Raw genomic sequence first — 14,560 nt, 5'->3', positions numbered from 1 at the left:
AAGGTCGGTCCTCTCCGGACACAACGAGGATCCGGAGGTACCTTCGGGGCCATGAGCGATCCGAAGGACGACGAGACCCTCGACGACTTCCGCGAGGCGCAGGAGACCGACTACGAACCGGAGCCGACCGTGCTCGACCCCGACGACCTGCCGGTGGTCGACGACGCGGACGACGAACTGCTCCCCGACGACGACCGACCGGTGCCGCTCGACACCGACGACGACGCGATCTGAGCCATCGCGCCGCCGTCGTGCAGCGGCGTCGGCGTCGGCGTCGGCGTCGGCGTCGCCTCAGTCGAGCGGGAGGGTCCGCGCGAAGGTGCGGGTGACCGGTGTCGCGGCGAGGAACGGTGCCATCGCCGGAGCGCCCTCCGGCGTCGCGCGCCAGGCCACGTAGGTGTCGTGGTCCTCGGCGGTCGTCCACGACTCGACGACGACCATGCGCGCCGGGTCCTCGTCGTCGACCAGGACCTCGAGCGACTCCAGGCCGTGGAACGACGCCGTCTGTTCGAGCGTCTCGCGGATCGCACCCTGCAGTGCGTCGGAGGGGGCATCGCTCTGGAACTGGACCTCGAGCAGGACGGTCATCGACATGGGGAGCCTTTCGTCAGCGGTGTCCAAGCCAACCCCTGACCCCCTGCGCTTGTTCCGGGTCGGTCAGTCGACGATCCGGAACCGGAGCGGATCGCCCGGACGGAGCTGTGCAGCGAGGTCGATCGACGCCGGCGTCAGGACCGCGACGACCGGGTACCCGCCGGTCACCGGGTGGTCGGCGAGGAACAGCACGGGGAAGCCCTCGGGCGGCACCTGCAGTGAACCGGTCTCGACGCCCTCGCTCGGCAGCTCGCGTGCCACGGAGCGGACGAGCGGCTTCTCGGCCGTGGTGCGGACCCCCACGCGGTCGCTGTCCGCACTGACGGAGAAGTCCTGACCGGTCAGGGTCGTACGCCACTCCGGGGTGAACCAGTCGTCGCGCGGTCCGGGCACCACGTCGAGCACGACCGGCTCGTCGGGCCACCGCGGCTCGGGCTGCGGCACCGCGTCGACGATCGGCCACGACACCCGGGCGTCACCGACGGGCAGGACGTCACCGGCCGACAGCGGCGGCGGACCGAGGCGCGCGAGGGAGTCCCACGAGCGACTGCCGAGCACCGGGTCGACCGCGAAGCCCCCGAGGACCGCGACGTAGGCGCGCAGGCCCACGGTCGCGGTGCCGATCCGGAGCGTGTCGCCCGGGGCCAGGAGCAGCACCTCGTGTGACGCCGCCCCGCGGACCGACCCGTCCGCCCGCTCGACCTCGACGGGGCAGGCCGCGCCGGTGGTGGCCGCGACCACGTACGCGTCTGCGTGGAGCGTGACGGAGCCGAGCAGGGCCTCCAGGACGGCCGCGTCGGGACGGTTGCCGACCAGTCGGTTGGCGAGCGCCGCGGAGCCGCGGTCGGCGGCCCCGGCCGCGCCGAGGCCCATGTCGCTGAAGCCCGGGCGCCCGAGGTCCTGCGTGGTCGCGCCGTAGCCGACCTGCACGACGGTCAGCGCGCTCATCCCGCACTCGCCACGACGAAGCGGACGAGCGTGCCGGCGGGCGCGAGCGCCGGGGATGTGCGTTCGAGCGACCACATCGGCACGTCGGTGCGACCGATGAGCTGCCAGCCGCCGGGCGAGGTCCTCGGGTAGACGGCGCTGAACTCGCCGGCTACCGCGACGGCCCCGCTCGGGACCGCCGTGCGGGCGGTGCTGCGGCGGGGCAGGTCGAGCGGTCGATCACTGCCGGTGAGGTAGCTGAAGCCGGGTGCGAAGCCGCAGAACGCGCTCGTCCAGAGCTGCCCGGTGTGCCATGCCACGAGCTCGTCCCGCCGCATGCCGGTCAGCTCGGTGACGGTGTCGAGGTCCTCGCCGTCGTAGGTGACGGGGATGACGAGCGGCTCGGTGTCGTGTGCTTCGAGCGCTGCGCTGACCGGGCTGACCTGCGTGAGCTCGGCGCGGAGCCGCCCGGCGTCCGTCGTGGTCGGGTCGAACCGGAGCAGCAGTGTCCGGGCGCCGGAGACGATCTCGGTCAGCCCCGGCAGGGCGGCCTGCGCGAGCCCGGCGCGGAAGGCGACGACGTCGGCGAGGGACTCGAACGTGGCCAGGAGTGCGCTGCCGCCCGCGGAGCGGACCTCGGGGCCCGTCACGGTGCGAGCGGCGGGGACGGTGCGAAGGGAGCGATCGTCACGCCGTGCTCGGTCAGCAGCGCTCGGATGGCTCGGGCCATCGCGACCGCGTCGGGGGAGTCGCCGTGCACGCAGACCGAGTCGGCGCGCACGGCGATCTCGGACCCGTCGACGGCGGTCGCGACGCCGTCGGTGACCATGCGGAGCACCCGGGCTGCGACCTCGTCCGGGTCGTGCAGCACCGACCCCGGCTGCTTCCGTGACACCAGTGAACCGTCGGGTTCGTAGGCGCGGTCGGCGAAGGACTCGCTCACCGCGCGGAGCCCGTGGCGCTCGGCCGCCAGCAGCAGCTCCGACCCGGGCAGCGCGAGCACGGCGAGGGACGGGTCGACGTCGGCCACGGCTCGGACGACGGCCTCGGCCTGCACCGGGTCGGCGCAGGCGGTGTTGTACAGGGCGCCGTGCGGCTTGACGTAGGTGACGGCCGTGCCGGCGACGTGCGCCGTGGCGGCCATCGCGCCGAGCTGGTGCACGACGTCGGCGTACAGCTCGTCGGGCGTGACGTGCACTGGTCGGCGGCCGAACCCGATCAGGTCGCGGTAGGCCACGTGTGCGCCGACCGCCACCCCGCGCTCGGCGGCGGCGCGGGCGGTGGCGAGCATGATCGTCGGGTCGCCGGCGTGGAACCCGCACGCGACGTTGGCGCTCGAGACGACGTCGAGCATCGCGGCGTCGTCGCCCATGGCCCAGGCGCCGAAGCCCTCGCCCAGGTCGCTGTTCAGGTCGATCGTGGTCACGGGTGCTCCCTGTCCTCGCGGGTTGTTGAACAATCTACCGATCGCCCCGGTCCCTGTCACCCGCTGCCTCCGACCGGACGGCGGTTTCCGAGGTGCGCCACGTACTGTCCGAGTCCTCAGTACCACCGGCGGCAGTGCTGCCGGATCGATCTCTGCACTGGAGCAGCTCATGACCGACAGTGACAACACGCACGACGCCCCGAAGAACGACTCCGAGGGCACCGAGAAGCCGGGCGGCCTCGGCGACGACAACACCATCCCGAACAACCCCGACGGCCTGGCCGCGGGCCACACGGGTGACGACTCGCACTTCAACCCGGAAGAGGACGGCGAGCACTAGCGGCTCCTTCCGGCCTGCGGGTCGATGCAGAACGACACCGTCGTTGTCCTCCGACAGCGGCGGTGTCGTTCTGCGTCAGCACCACGTCCGTCAGCACCCGACGAAACATGCGCGACAAAACCTTCCGGCACGAGGTTTCCGGTGCTACAGTCCCGATCACCTAGCAGCACTAGGGATTCAGCGGGCGCCGAAGCCCCCTGTGACTCGAGGAGGAGTCATGTCGACACCGACGTCGAAGGAAGAACCCACGCGGGGCATCGCCGGGACCGCGTCCCCAGCGGTCACCGCAGCCGCCGGAGCCACCGCCACGGACGCCGCGGCGTCCCGGGCGTTCTCGGTCGAGGGCATCACGCAGTCCGTCAGCACCGTCCGGGTGGGTCGGGGGTACCTCTGGGGCCTCAGCTTCGCCCAGTTCGGTCTGTTCGTCGCCCTGCTCACCCCCGTCTTCGTGAGCATGTCGATCAAGGCGACGGAGCTGAACCCGACGAGCCCCGAGACCGTCGTCGGCTCGGTCCTGCCGTTCGGAGCGCTCGGCGCCCTGTTCGCCAACCCCCTGTTCGGCGCGCTCTCCGACCGCACCCGGACGCGGTGGGGTCGTCGTCGCCCCTGGATGGTCGGCGGTGTCGTCGTCTTCGTCGGTTCCCTCGCCTGGCTCGCGTTCTCGCCCGACGTGCTCCAGCTCACCCTGGCCTGGGTGCTGGCGCAGGTCTCCGCCAACGCCGTCCTGTCCACGCTCACGGCGAGCTTCGCCGACAACGTGCCGGAGTTCCAGCGCGGCAAGGCGTCGAGCGTCATCGCCCTGGCGCAGAACATCGCGATCCTGGCCGGGCTCTACCTGGCCGTGTACCTGGTCGGCAACCTGCCGCTGCTCTTCATCGCACCGGGCGTCCTGGCGATCGTCGCGGTCCTCGTCTACTCGTTCGTCGCCCGTGACGACCTGCCGACGACGCCGGTCAAGCCCTTCAGCTGGATCAACCTGATCAGCTCGTTCTGGACGAACCCGATCAAGCACCGCGACTTCGGGCTCGCCTGGTGGGGCCGCTTCCTCATCACCTTCGGCACGTTCATGTTCACGACGTACCGACTCCTCTACATGCAGGACCGCATCGGACTCCCGCAGGCCGAAGCGGTCGGGGTCGTGGCGTTCGGCGTGCTCCTCTACACGATCGCCCTGCTCGTCAGTGCCGCCGTCTCCGGCTGGGTGTCCGACCGGATCCAGCGTCGCAAGGTCTTCGTCTGGGGTTCGACGGCCATGACCGCCGTCGGCCTGGTGATCCTGGCCCACGTCGACAGCGTCGGAGGGTTCTACTTCGCCGAGATCGTCCTCGGCTTCGCCTTCGGCATCTACGCCGCCATCGACACCGCGCTGATCGTCGACGTGCTGCCCGACCCGGAGCGCCCCGGCAAGGACCTCGGTGTCATCAACATCGCGAACGCCCTGCCGCAGTCGCTCGCTCCCGCCGTCGGCCTGTTCCTGCTCGGCATCGGTGGTGGCCAGAACTACACGCTCATGCTCTGGGGTGCCGGCGTCGCCGTCATCCTCGGTGCCCTCGTGATCCTGCCCGTCAAGTCGGTCCGCTGACCGACGCGACCGCCTGGAGGCGCGACCCGCGCCCGCGACGCATCCCGCGCCTCCGGACGGTCACCTCCACCGCACGTGCCCGGCTCCGCGGGCGCGGTGACGGGCAGGGGTGGCGTGGTTCAGAGCTGCGGTGTGCGCTTGCCGAACAATGCGTCGAGGAACCGCGAGAACCGCGACTCCGGTTCGTGAGTGGTCTCGATCGAGCGGGTCGGCGAGCGGAACGCCAGGTCGTGCAGCATGTTCCGCTTCGACCCGTCCCAGTTCGCGAACAGGTAGGTCCCGCCGATGAAGGACATGCTCCGGACCGGCGTGCGCTTCCACGAGTCGGCAGCCACGTAGTACCCCGCGTGGCCGGCGCGGATGTGCTGGATCACAGTGTCCACGTCGATGACACCGGTCGGTGTCACGACGGCGGTGATGCCCGTGCGGTCGCGGGCGACGTACTCGATGAGGTGTTCGGTCACGATGGAACTCTTCGTCACGGTGGTGAGGCGCCACGGCAGGGAGCGTGGCGAAGGGGATTCGGAACCGCCGTTGCTTCCGTTTCCAGAGTACGTCCGCGGCGGGCGTGCCGTTCCCGGATGTCCACCGTTCGCAGACGGACGAGCGTTCAGCGGATGGGGGTCCGGACGGCCCACTCCGCGATGCGTTCGATCGTGTCGCCGAAGTCCCTCGTGCCGGGTCTGTTGAGGAACGCGTGACGGCTGTCCGGCAGGACGTGTCGTTCGACTTCGATGCCCGCGGTCTCGAGCTCGTCCGCGAAGCGCTCGCCCGAGGCGCGCATGACGTCTCGCTCGGCGTCGATCACCAGGGTGCGGGGAAACCCGCCGAGGTCGTCGGACGCCGGGTAGACCGCAGCGGGGCGGCCGCCCGCGTACGCCCGGTTGCTCAGGTCGAGCAGCAGCGGCACGTGCGTGAGCCGCCGGTGCCCTCGGACGAGTCGCCGCACCGCCGGGTCACGGGGGAGTCGGGCGTGGAAGAACCCGTAGGTCAGCACGAGGCCGGCCAGCGGCGGGGCGCTCGCGACCGCGGACGCCGCCAGGCACGCACCGGCGCTCGCGCCGCCGAGCAGCAGGCCGGACGGTGCCTCGTCGTGCAGGTGGCGGAGCACGGCGACGGTCTCGTCCCGCGCGTGCGGTGCCCGTCGTCGCCCTCGCGGTCCGCCCCGGCCGAGCCAGGGCAGTCCGGGCAGCGGTCCGAGGCGGTAGTCGACGGTCACGACCGGCAGGCCGTGCTCGGTGAGTGCCCGTGCGACGGCGTCGGACTCGGGCAGCTCGAGGTCGCCCCGGAAGAACCCGCCACCGTGCATCCAGACCAGGGTCGGGGACCCCGTGCCGCCGCTCTGCTCCGCCGGTCGGTACCGCCGGATGGGGACCGGTCCGTGAGGTCCGTCGATCCTGTCGTCCGCGACCTCGATCGCGTCCTGGTGCATCCCCCGCATGGGAGCAGTGTCGCAGCACGCGGGCGGGAATCAGGCTCACGGCGCTTGAATAGGCATACTTTTGTAGCGGCCAAAGGGGCACAGCCCGGAAACCATGCGTCAAGGCGGACGAGGCCAATGCGGACGCCTCGGACGGCACCACCGCGACCTTCACCTGGAACGGCGAGACCGGCCGCGTCGAGATGACGGGGGACACCCCGCCCGAGGGCAGATCGCGGCTGCACGACCACGTCGTCACTGTCGGTCGTGGGTGATCCATACGCCGAAGTCGACGCGCTGGCCGCGGGAGTCGCAGTGCTCCACCGTGCCGTCCTGCCCGTCGCGGCCACCGATCGTCCGCGGGCGCGTCATGCTGTTCCCATGCAGTCCGTCCGTGCCGCCGCCCCCGGTGTCGCCCTCGCCGTGGCGATCGGCATCGTCGCCACTCTCGTCGGCCGTGTCGTCCCCGTGGTCGGTGGTCCCGTCCCCGCCGTCATGATCGGTGCCGTCGTGGGGTGGCTCGTCCGGCGTCGCACCGGTGGCTCACTCGCCGCACTTGCTCCCGGGGTGAAGTTCTCGTCCAGCCGGGTGCTGCAGTTCGCGGTGGTCCTGCTCGGCGCGCAGCTGTCCATCGGTGAGGTCCTTCGCATCGGCGGTGAGACCCTGCCGGTGATGCTCGCGACGCTCGTCGTCTGCCTGGTGGCTGCGTGGGGGATCGGCCGACTGCTCCGGGTCTCGGGCGCGCTCCGCACCCTGATCGGCGTCGGGACCGGCATCTGCGGTGCCTCGGCGATCGCCGCCGTGACACCGGTCATCGGCGCGGTCAGTGCGGACGTCGCCTACGCGATGTCCACGATCTTCCTCTGCAACATCGCGGCCGTCTTCGCCTTCCCGCTGCTCGGGCACGCCCTGGGCCTCAGTCAGCACGCCTTCGGCGTCTTCGCGGGCACCGCCGTGAACGACACGTCGTCCGTCGTCGCCACGGCGACGGTCTACGGCCGCCAGGCGACCGACACCGCGGTCGTCGTGAAGCTGGTGCGCACCCTGATGATCGTCCCGATCGTCATCGGGCTGGCCGGACTGGAGGCCCGCCGCGCCTCCCGCGAGCAGCTCGCCCCCGCCTCGGGGCCGGGCCGCGGGTTCCGTGTGTTCCGGTTGGTGCCGTGGTTCCTGATCGGGTTCCTCGTGGTGGTGCTGCTCCGGACGGTCGGGGCCCTGCCCGCGTCCGTGGCACCGGGGTTCGCGACGGCCGCCTCGTTCCTCATCACGGTGGCGCTCGCCGCGATCGGCTGCTCGACGGACTTCGCCGCGCTCCGCCGTGCCGGGTTCCGGCCGATGCTGCTCGGCATCGCGCTCTGGGTCCTGGTGGCGGGGACGAGCCTGGGCATGCAGGCGGCCTTCGGTCTGCTGTAGGGCTTGCCGAGGTCCTCCATATCGTTTATCGTTGCATCGAAATTCGATGGTATCGATGATCGACAGGGAGACAGTCATGACCACACCCGTCTACGAACCGCCCCGCGGGCGGAACTCCTACCTGGCCTACGTCGTCTCGTGCGCGATCGGCATCGCGATCGTCCTGTGGCGGTACGTCGACCTGCTCGTCCACTCGATCACCTCGGGCACGGTGGCGGTGCCGATCCGGATCCGTGAGACCAGTGCCGTCCCGCAGCCTCCGGGTGGTGCGACGGTGACGTCCGACCAGCTCGTGCTCCGGGCGCCGATCGCCGACGTGCCAGGTGGTGCGATCGGGTACATCCGCGTCGGCGACGCCCTGGAGGCCCTGCTCGTCAGCGCCCTCATCGCCCTGGTCGCGGCGGTGGCCTGGAAGATCTCGCGCGGCGGGCTCTTCGACCGCTCGACCACCCGGATCCTCGACTGGCTCGCCGGCGCGGTGCTGGCAGCCGGGTTCCTGCCGTCGTTCGTCCGCCGCATGGGGTGGAACTGGGTCGTGTCCGGCCTCGGCTGGGACGGGTACCTGCCCACACCGGTGGTGGACCACCAGTTCCTGCCCGTGTACCTCGGCCTGCTCGTCGTCGTCTGCTTCCGGTTCGCGCTCACCGCCTCGCAGCGGATGGTGCGGGACCAGGCCGGGCTGGTCTGATGCCCCCGGAACAGGAGGACGGCCACGCGGTCGTCTGTCACCTCGACGACCTGCTGGCCGCGCGGGGGATGACACTGACCGAGCTCGCCGACCGCGTCGGTGTGACCGTTGTCAACCTCTCGGTGCTCAAGAACAACCGGGCTCGCGCGATCCGGTTCTCCACCCTCACCCGACTGTGCGAGGTGCTCGGCTGCCAACCGGGCGACGTCTTCTCGGTGCGCACGGACTGACGACGGGAGGCCCGTCCTGCGTGAGCGGATCTGCTCACGTGGGACGGGCCTCCTGGCCGGGTCTGCCGTGCCTGCCGCGCCGGCGGCGTCAGCCGCGCAGTGCCTCGGACAGCTTCACGCGACTTCCGGTGCGGAGCAGGGCGTTCTCGTAGACGCGGGCGCCGATGACGACGACCGCGACGACCGAAGCGGCGACGATGAGGAGCGAGAGGATCGGCTCCCACCACTCGGCCGTCCCCAGGAAGATCCGCATGGGCATGCCGATCGGGGCGCTGAACGGCACGTACGACATGATGCCGAGGATCGTCGGGTTGTCGTACGCGACGATGATCAGGAAGTACGGGATCATCACCAGCATCATCACCGGGGTGGTGACGCTGCCGACGTCCTCTTGCCGGGAGACGAGCACGGCCGCCGCGGCGAACAGCGACGCCAGGAGCACGAACCCGATCGCGAAGAAGCCGATGAACCACAGGATGCTCGGGCCGAGCATCGCGAACATGTTGTCCTGCCCGGTCACCGCCAACGTGACGATGGCGGCGACGGCCACCGCGACGATCTGGGCGAAGGCCATGATGCTGTTGCCGAGCACCTTTCCGGCGAGCAGCGCCCGGGCCGGGATCGCGGACATCAGGATCTCGACCACCCGCGTCGACTTCTCCTCGACGACGCTCTGCGCGATGGACTGGCCGAACGTCACCGCCGACGCGAAGTACACGACGCCGAACGCGATGGCGATGAGGTAGACCAGCCCACCCGGGAGTGCGTCCGGGTCGAGCAGCTCGATGCGCGGGGTGACGCTCAACGCCGAGACGACCTCGGACGGGGCCTCGTCGAGTCCGACGACCTTGTAGCCGAGCGGGTCGTCCGACGGCACGATCGCGGCGTCGACGTCGCCCTTCGTCACGAGCCGTTCGGCGTCGTCGACCGATGCCGACTTCGTGACGTCGAGCCCACTCGTGGTCGGCAGCGAGACGCCGTCGACGACGGCGACCGGGGTGGTGTCGTCGGCGGTGGCCTTGCTCACGATCCCGCCGACGACGATCGACGCGACGACCATGCCGATCAGGATGAGCGCCGAGACCACGAAGGCCTTGCTGCGGATGCGTGCCTGGATCTCACGTGCGGAGACGAGCCGCACGGCCTGCACGAAGGAGTTGTTCATCGGACGACCTCCCGGAAGACCTCGCTGAGCCGCGGCACCCGCGGTGAGAACGACCCGACGGTGCCGTGCTGGACGGCCCGCTGCAGGACACGCTGGGCGGTGGCGGCGTCGGCCTCGAAGACCGCGTACCCGCCGTCGAACTCGCGCACGGCCACACCCGGCTCGTCGCGGAGCCAGGCGACGTCCCCGTCGACCAGCAGCTCCCAGGCGGCCGGACCGGCCTGCCTGCGGAGTTCCTCCTGCGGGCCGGCGGCGCGGATCGTGCCACCGGCGATGACGACGACGTCGTCGCAGAGCCGCTCGACCACGTCGAGCTGGTGGCTCGAGAACAGCACCGGGACGCCCCGGGCAGCGGTCTCGCGCAGCACGCCGAGCACGGTGTCGACGGCCATCGGGTCGAGGCCCGAGAAGGGCTCGTCGAGCACGAGCACCTCGGGGTCGTGGGCGAGCGCCGCCGCGATCTGGACGCGCTGCTGGTTGCCGAGCGACAGCTTCTCGACGGGGTCGCCGGCGTGTGCGGTGAGTTCGAGGCGTTCGAGCAGCTCGCCGGTGCGGCTCGTCGCGGCGCGCTTGTCGACGCCGTGCAGCCGGGCCAGGTAGGTGATCTGCTCGGCCACCGGCATCTTCGGGTACAGGCCGCGTTCCTCGGGCATGTAGCCGAAGCGGCGGCGGTCGGCGGGCCGGACCGTGGTGCCGTCGATCGAGACCGTGCCGGCGTCGGCCTGCAGGACACCGAGCATGATGCGCATGGTGGTGGTCTTGCCGGCGCCGTTGCCGCCGACGAACCCGGTGAGGCGTCCGCTGCCGACCGTGAACCCCACGTCGTCGAGCACCCGGCGGTCACCGAAGTGCTTGGTCACCCCTTCGATGGTGAGCATGTCGTTCCCCTTCGTCGCGACGCTGGTCGTCGCTGCGTCCGACGCTATTGGCCGGGAGGCACGCCCCGCCTCCGCCGTCAGGCGGGACTCGGGTGGGTGCCCGGCTCCACCGCGTGGGGGAGGAGGGCGGGCGGGTCGCGCCGTGCCGTGCCTCCAGGACGGATGCGTGTGCATGTTCCGACGTTCCACGCGTCGATCGACTCACGTTCTGTCGGAACTTGCACCCACATGCGATGCGTGTGCATCTTCCGACGTTGCACGCGTCGATCGAGTCGTGGAAAGTCGGACTTCGCGGCGGCAGCCGGTCGACGAGTTGCGCTCGGTCAGCCGGCGACGCCGTGCTCGAACGCCCAGACGACGGCCTGGATCCGGTCGCGCAGTGCGAGTTTCTGGAGCACGTTCGACACGTGGGTCTTCACGGTGGCGTCCCCGACGTAGAGCTCGGCGGCGATCTCCGCGTTGCTCAGACCTCGGGCGAGCAGCCGCAGCACCTCGGTCTCCCGCTCGGTGAGCCCGGCGGCGGCGAGTGCGTCCTCGCCCGTCGTGGCGGGTGTCGTGGTCGTGGTGGTCGCCGGGGGCTGCGCCGCAGCCGACGCCGTCGCCCGGCTGATCACCCGGCGCGTGACGTCCGGCGCGAGCAGGGCGTCCCCGGCGGCGACGGTCCGGACCGCGTCGATCAGCCGCTCGGGGGAGGCGTTCTTCAACAGGAACCCGCTCGCCCCCGCCTCGAGCGCCTGGAACAGCGCGTCGTCGCTGTCGAACGTGGTGAGGATGAGCACCGCCGGCGGATCCGGCAGCGCCGCGATCCGCCGTGCCGCCTCGAGCCCGTCGACGCCGGGCATCTGCACGTCGAGGCAGACCACGTCCGGGCGGAGCTCCTGCACGGCCTCGACCGCACGCGCGCCGTCCGAGGCTTCGCCGACCACGCGGAACCCCGGCTCGGACTCCAGGATCACGCGGAACCCGGCGCGGACGAGCTCCTGATCGTCGGCCAGCACGATCGTCAGGTCGGTCGTTCCGTTCACGTCGTCGGCAGCCATGCGCGCACCAGGTAGCCTCCTCGGGCTCGTGGCCCGATCTCGATCCGTCCGTCCACGGCGGCGACGCGTTCCCGCATCCCGACGTGTCCGAGGCCGCTGCCGGAGGTGCTCCGGGCGGCACGGGCACCGAGCCCGTCGTCCGTGACCTCCACCTCGACGCCGTCGTCCAGGTACCGCAGCCGGACGTCGGCGCGGGCGGTCGGGCCGGCGTGCTTGAGGATGTTCGTCACCGCTTCCTGCACGATCCGGTACGCCACCGCGGCCACCGTCGGCGGCACCGGGCGCTCGTCGCCCACGACGACGTACTCGGCGGGGTGGCCGGCCACCCGGGCGGACTCGGCCAGTTCGGCGATCCGCGTGATGCCCTCGGTGCTCGGGCCGTCGCCACCGGCCGCCCCCAGGCCGCCCGCGTCGTCGTCGGAGCGCAGGGTCCCGAGCATCCGCCGGAGTTCCTCCACCGCGGTGCGGGCGCTCTCCTCGACCACCCCGAGCGACGCCGTCGCCTGCGCCGGGTCGCGGTCGATCACGCGCCGTGCCGCACCCGCCTGCACGCCCATCAGCGAGACGTGGTGGGCGACCACGTCGTGCAGCTCGCGGGCGATCCGTACCCGCTCGATCGTGACGGCCTGGGCCGCTGAGCGCTCCCGCTCGGCGGCGAGTTCGGCGGTGCGTTCGGCGAGCTCGTGTCGTGCGACCGCGGAGGCCCAGGCCCGGTTGCCGGCGTACCAGGCGGCGCCGAAGTAGATCACGTTGATGACGATGTTCAGCAGCGAGATGGCGACGTAGGGCGCCACCGGCGAGTCCGTGTCGTTCGGGAGCGCGTTCGGTGACGCCCACCCGAACGAGATCGCGACGAACAGCCACGCGAACATGCCGCCGATGACGACCCAGCGCACCGCTTCGGCCCGCACCCGATCCGAGCACCACGCGCCCACCGTGTAGAGCGCGATGAAGAGCGTGAAGTTGACGAGGAAGACCTCGGGCACCTGGAGCAACTGCGTCGCGGCGAACGCCACCGCCGACACCAGGGCCACCGACATCGGGAACCGCCGGCGGAACGCGATCGGGGCCGCGTTCGCGACGATCATCAGCGCGGAGACCCACCAGGAGGCCTGGTCGTCGCCGTAGGTGCCAGCCGACCCGTACAGGAACGTCGTGACGGCGAGCCCACCGGCCAGCACCACCGCGAGCACCGTGTCCTGCCGGTACTCGTGCTGCCCCACCGGCAGTCGCGACCACTCCGCCGTCGTCCCCATGCAGGAAACGCTACTGGGTGCCCCCGGTCAGGAGTAGCCTCCCGCCAACGAGCAGGGGAGACGCGATGCAGTTCCTCGTCAACGTCATCGACGACGGCCAGGCCGCCGCCGTCGGCGACACGTACTCCGCTACCGACGCCGAAGCCGCCGCGGTCGACGCCTTCAACGAGCGGATGGCCGACGCGATCGTGTTCGCCGCCGGGGTCTCCGCACCGGCCGACGCCACCGTGGTCGACGCCCGCGGGGGCGCGGCCGACACGAGGACCGGGCCAGCGACGACCGGGCCAGCGACGACCGGGTCCGCCACGGCGGGGTTCGCCAGCAACTCCGACGAGTACGTCGCCGGGTTCTGGGTCATGGACCTCCCGGACGCCGAGACGGCTGCCCGGGTGGCGCACCAGGCGTCGCAGGCGTGCAGCCGGAAGATCGAGCTCCGCCCGCTGCTCTGACGGCACGGACCCCACCCGGCCGACGGACCACCGCGGGGACGGCGCTCGCCGCGGTCACGACCGCCCCGACCACGAACGTCGCGACGAACCCGATCGCACCGACGAGCGCTCCGGCAGCCGCCGCACCGACGGCCTGCCCGAGCACGAGTGCGACGAACAGCATCGAGGTGCCCGCCGACGACCGCTCGTTGTCGATCTCGGTCGTCCACGCGATCAGGGCGCCGGTCGCCGCCGTGTAGCCCCAGCCGAACACGGCACACGCCAGCAGTGTCGCGACCGTCGACTGCGGCGCTGCCCCCAGGACCACGACGGCGACGGCGACCGAACCCGCCGTGAGCGCCCAGAGCGTCCGGGCGCGCAGCGCGTTCGTCCAACGCGCGGTGACCACGACGGCGGCTCCACCGATCCCGAGCGCGATCCAGGCCGACACCGAGACGACGACCGACGCGCCGGCCTCCACCAGCGCCGAACGTCCGTAGGTCCAGACGACGGCGGACCCGGCCCCGAACAGCAGCGCCAGCACGAGGACCCCTCGGTGCGCGACGAACCACGGAGCGCCGGGCAGCGGTGACCGGGACGCAGCAGCCCCGCCGCGTGACACCACGAGCAACAGGGCTCCGACGGCCAGGGCGAACACCCCGGACACCGCCCAGGCCGTCCGCCAGTCGGGCAGCAGCACGAGTGCGAGCACGCCGGCGCCCACGAGTCCGGGGCCGGTGCCGGCGTTCACGATCGCCTGCGCGCGGCCCTGCAGCCCCTGGGGCACCTGCGCCGCGACGATCCGCACGAGGGCAGGGGACGCGAGTCCGGCACCCGCCGACGCGAGCACGGCGCTGATGCCGAACGCCAGCGACCCACCGGCCGTCGCCATGGCGATCGCACCGGCCCCCGCCACCAGGGTCGCGACCGCGACGAGCACCCGGGGCATCCGTGCGGCGAGCAGGAACCCGGCCACCGCACCGACGCAGTACAGCGCCGAGGCGCCCGACGAGACCCACCCGGCGGCGTCGGACCGGAGCCCCAGGTCGCGCTGCACGTCGGGCAGGAACAGCCCGTACGCCAGGCGCACCAGGCCGTAGGTGGCGGCGATCAGGCCGAGTCCGCTCACGAGGAGCAGTCGATGTCGTAACGAAAACGAGCGTTTCACTTTTC

The 14,560-nt window shown here is 71.6% G+C and carries 18 protein-coding genes; 7 read left to right on the top strand and 11 right to left on the bottom strand.

Annotated features, from left to right (window positions below; genetic code table 11):
• Positions 1-51 precede the first annotated feature (51 nt).
• On the top strand, positions 52-234 hold the full coding sequence (locus DEJ30_RS10015; RefSeq protein ID WP_110860976.1) for a hypothetical protein: 183 nt from the start codon (positions 52-54) through the stop codon (positions 232-234).
• A gap of 57 nt (positions 235-291) precedes the next feature.
• On the opposite strand, the gene DEJ30_RS10010 is transcribed toward DEJ30_RS10015, so the two are convergent.
• The 4 genes from DEJ30_RS10010 to DEJ30_RS09995 all read right to left on the bottom strand — a co-directional run bounded on the left by DEJ30_RS10010 (position 292) and on the right by DEJ30_RS09995 (position 2,947).
• Positions 292-594 (bottom strand): putative quinol monooxygenase, encoded by a 303-nt coding sequence (locus DEJ30_RS10010; RefSeq protein ID WP_110860974.1) that lies wholly within the window; start codon positions 592-594, stop codon positions 292-294.
• 63 nt (positions 595-657) lie between these two features.
• Positions 658-1,542 carry a biotin-dependent carboxyltransferase family protein gene (locus DEJ30_RS10005; protein WP_110860971.1) on the bottom strand — a complete coding sequence of 295 codons (885 nt, stop codon included), beginning with the start codon at positions 1,540-1,542 and terminating at the stop codon, positions 658-660.
• Positions 1,539-2,171 (bottom strand): allophanate hydrolase subunit 1, encoded by a 633-nt coding sequence (locus DEJ30_RS10000; RefSeq protein WP_110860967.1) that lies wholly within the window; start codon positions 2,169-2,171, stop codon positions 1,539-1,541. The genes DEJ30_RS10005 and DEJ30_RS10000 overlap by 4 nt, the downstream gene beginning before the upstream one ends.
• Positions 2,168-2,947 (bottom strand): LamB/YcsF family protein, encoded by a 780-nt coding sequence (locus DEJ30_RS09995; protein WP_110860965.1) that lies wholly within the window; start codon positions 2,945-2,947, stop codon positions 2,168-2,170. Before DEJ30_RS09995 ends, DEJ30_RS10000 begins: the two co-directional genes overlap by 4 nt.
• Before the next feature lie 169 nt (positions 2,948-3,116).
• Here DEJ30_RS09995 and DEJ30_RS18160 point away from each other — a divergent pair, with 169 nt between their 5' ends.
• Entirely contained in the window at positions 3,117-3,287 is a 171-nt protein-coding gene (locus DEJ30_RS18160; protein WP_164941189.1) for a hypothetical protein, read from the top strand.
• 217 nt (positions 3,288-3,504) lie between these two features.
• Complete coding sequence (locus DEJ30_RS09990; protein WP_110860963.1) at positions 3,505-4,869, top strand: MFS transporter; 1,365 nt, start codon at positions 3,505-3,507, stop codon at positions 4,867-4,869.
• Positions 4,870-4,988: 119 nt separating this feature from the next.
• Here the strand turns inward: DEJ30_RS09990 and DEJ30_RS09985 are convergent, their stop codons facing one another.
• Both DEJ30_RS09985 and DEJ30_RS09980 read right to left on the bottom strand, forming a co-directional pair.
• Complete coding sequence (locus tag DEJ30_RS09985) at positions 4,989-5,333, bottom strand: hypothetical protein (RefSeq protein ID WP_110860961.1); 345 nt, start codon at positions 5,331-5,333, stop codon at positions 4,989-4,991.
• A gap of 146 nt (positions 5,334-5,479) precedes the next feature.
• On the bottom strand, positions 5,480-6,310 hold the full coding sequence (locus DEJ30_RS09980) for an alpha/beta hydrolase (protein WP_110860959.1): 831 nt from the start codon (positions 6,308-6,310) through the stop codon (positions 5,480-5,482).
• A gap of 360 nt (positions 6,311-6,670) precedes the next feature.
• Here DEJ30_RS09980 and DEJ30_RS09975 point away from each other — a divergent pair, with 360 nt between their 5' ends.
• The 3 genes from DEJ30_RS09975 to DEJ30_RS09965 all read left to right on the top strand — a co-directional run bounded on the left by DEJ30_RS09975 (position 6,671) and on the right by DEJ30_RS09965 (position 8,620).
• Positions 6,671-7,702, top strand: a complete 1,032-nt coding sequence (locus tag DEJ30_RS09975; RefSeq protein WP_110860957.1) for a YeiH family protein — start codon at positions 6,671-6,673, stop codon at positions 7,700-7,702.
• A gap of 76 nt (positions 7,703-7,778) precedes the next feature.
• Positions 7,779-8,390 carry a hypothetical protein gene (locus DEJ30_RS09970; protein WP_110860955.1) on the top strand — a complete coding sequence of 204 codons (612 nt, stop codon included), beginning with the start codon at positions 7,779-7,781 and terminating at the stop codon, positions 8,388-8,390.
• On the top strand, positions 8,390-8,620 hold the full coding sequence (locus tag DEJ30_RS09965) for a helix-turn-helix transcriptional regulator (RefSeq protein WP_017886849.1): 231 nt from the start codon (positions 8,390-8,392) through the stop codon (positions 8,618-8,620). The genes DEJ30_RS09970 and DEJ30_RS09965 overlap by 1 nt, the downstream gene beginning before the upstream one ends.
• Before the next feature lie 88 nt (positions 8,621-8,708).
• On the opposite strand, the gene DEJ30_RS09960 is transcribed toward DEJ30_RS09965, so the two are convergent.
• From DEJ30_RS09960 to DEJ30_RS09945, 4 genes are all read right to left on the bottom strand, one after another.
• Positions 8,709-9,785 (bottom strand): ABC transporter permease, encoded by a 1,077-nt coding sequence (locus tag DEJ30_RS09960; RefSeq protein WP_110860952.1) that lies wholly within the window; start codon positions 9,783-9,785, stop codon positions 8,709-8,711.
• On the bottom strand, positions 9,782-10,663 hold the full coding sequence (locus DEJ30_RS09955; RefSeq protein ID WP_110860950.1) for an ABC transporter ATP-binding protein: 882 nt from the start codon (positions 10,661-10,663) through the stop codon (positions 9,782-9,784). Before DEJ30_RS09955 ends, DEJ30_RS09960 begins: the two co-directional genes overlap by 4 nt.
• Before the next feature lie 323 nt (positions 10,664-10,986).
• Positions 10,987-11,703, bottom strand: coding sequence for a response regulator transcription factor (locus DEJ30_RS09950; RefSeq protein ID WP_110860948.1), 717 nt, complete (start codon positions 11,701-11,703; stop codon positions 10,987-10,989).
• Positions 11,685-12,959: a sensor histidine kinase gene (locus DEJ30_RS09945; protein ID WP_258369890.1), complete on the bottom strand. Its 1,275-nt coding sequence runs from the start codon at positions 12,957-12,959 to the stop codon at positions 11,685-11,687. Before DEJ30_RS09945 ends, DEJ30_RS09950 begins: the two co-directional genes overlap by 19 nt.
• 65 nt (positions 12,960-13,024) lie before the next feature.
• Between DEJ30_RS09945 and DEJ30_RS09940 the strand changes: the two genes are divergently transcribed.
• On the top strand, positions 13,025-13,408 hold the full coding sequence (locus DEJ30_RS09940) for a YciI family protein (protein ID WP_110860946.1): 384 nt from the start codon (positions 13,025-13,027) through the stop codon (positions 13,406-13,408).
• On the opposite strand, the gene DEJ30_RS09935 is transcribed toward DEJ30_RS09940, so the two are convergent.
• Positions 13,314-14,516 carry an MFS transporter gene (locus DEJ30_RS09935; protein ID WP_220032949.1) on the bottom strand — a complete coding sequence of 401 codons (1,203 nt, stop codon included), beginning with the start codon at positions 14,514-14,516 and terminating at the stop codon, positions 13,314-13,316. The genes DEJ30_RS09940 and DEJ30_RS09935 overlap by 95 nt on opposite strands.
• Between the last annotated feature and the right edge of the window lie 44 nt (positions 14,517-14,560).

The sequence above is a fragment of the Curtobacterium sp. MCPF17_003 genome (assembly GCF_003224385.1).
GTDB lineage: Bacteria > Actinomycetota > Actinomycetes > Actinomycetales > Microbacteriaceae > Curtobacterium > Curtobacterium flaccumfaciens.
This window is presented reverse-complemented; position numbering and strand designations above follow the sequence as displayed.

Excerpts from the sequence above, each read along its gene's own strand:
- DEJ30_RS10015 (WP_110860976.1), top strand. The coding sequence starts at position 52 with ATGAGCGATCCGAAGGACGACGAGACCCTCGACGACTTCCGCGAGGCG.
- DEJ30_RS10010 (WP_110860974.1), bottom strand. The coding sequence starts at position 594 with ATGTCGATGACCGTCCTGCTCGAGGTCCAGTTCCAGAGCGATGCCCCC.
- DEJ30_RS10005 (WP_110860971.1), bottom strand. The coding sequence starts at position 1,542 with ATGAGCGCGCTGACCGTCGTGCAGGTCGGCTACGGCGCGACCACGCAG.
- DEJ30_RS18160 (WP_164941189.1), top strand. The coding sequence starts at position 3,117 with ATGACCGACAGTGACAACACGCACGACGCCCCGAAGAACGACTCCGAG.
- DEJ30_RS09990 (WP_110860963.1), top strand. The coding sequence starts at position 3,505 with ATGTCGACACCGACGTCGAAGGAAGAACCCACGCGGGGCATCGCCGGG.
- DEJ30_RS09980 (WP_110860959.1), bottom strand. The coding sequence starts at position 6,310 with ATGCGGGGGATGCACCAGGACGCGATCGAGGTCGCGGACGACAGGATC.
- DEJ30_RS09975 (WP_110860957.1), top strand. The coding sequence starts at position 6,671 with ATGCAGTCCGTCCGTGCCGCCGCCCCCGGTGTCGCCCTCGCCGTGGCG.
- DEJ30_RS09970 (WP_110860955.1), top strand. The coding sequence starts at position 7,779 with ATGACCACACCCGTCTACGAACCGCCCCGCGGGCGGAACTCCTACCTG.
- DEJ30_RS09965 (WP_017886849.1), top strand. The coding sequence starts at position 8,390 with ATGCCCCCGGAACAGGAGGACGGCCACGCGGTCGTCTGTCACCTCGAC.
- DEJ30_RS09960 (WP_110860952.1), bottom strand. The coding sequence starts at position 9,785 with ATGAACAACTCCTTCGTGCAGGCCGTGCGGCTCGTCTCCGCACGTGAG.
- DEJ30_RS09955 (WP_110860950.1), bottom strand. The coding sequence starts at position 10,663 with ATGCTCACCATCGAAGGGGTGACCAAGCACTTCGGTGACCGCCGGGTG.
- DEJ30_RS09950 (WP_110860948.1), bottom strand. The coding sequence starts at position 11,703 with ATGGCTGCCGACGACGTGAACGGAACGACCGACCTGACGATCGTGCTG.
- DEJ30_RS09945 (WP_258369890.1), bottom strand. The coding sequence starts at position 12,959 with ATGGGGACGACGGCGGAGTGGTCGCGACTGCCGGTGGGGCAGCACGAG.
- DEJ30_RS09940 (WP_110860946.1), top strand. The coding sequence starts at position 13,025 with ATGCAGTTCCTCGTCAACGTCATCGACGACGGCCAGGCCGCCGCCGTC.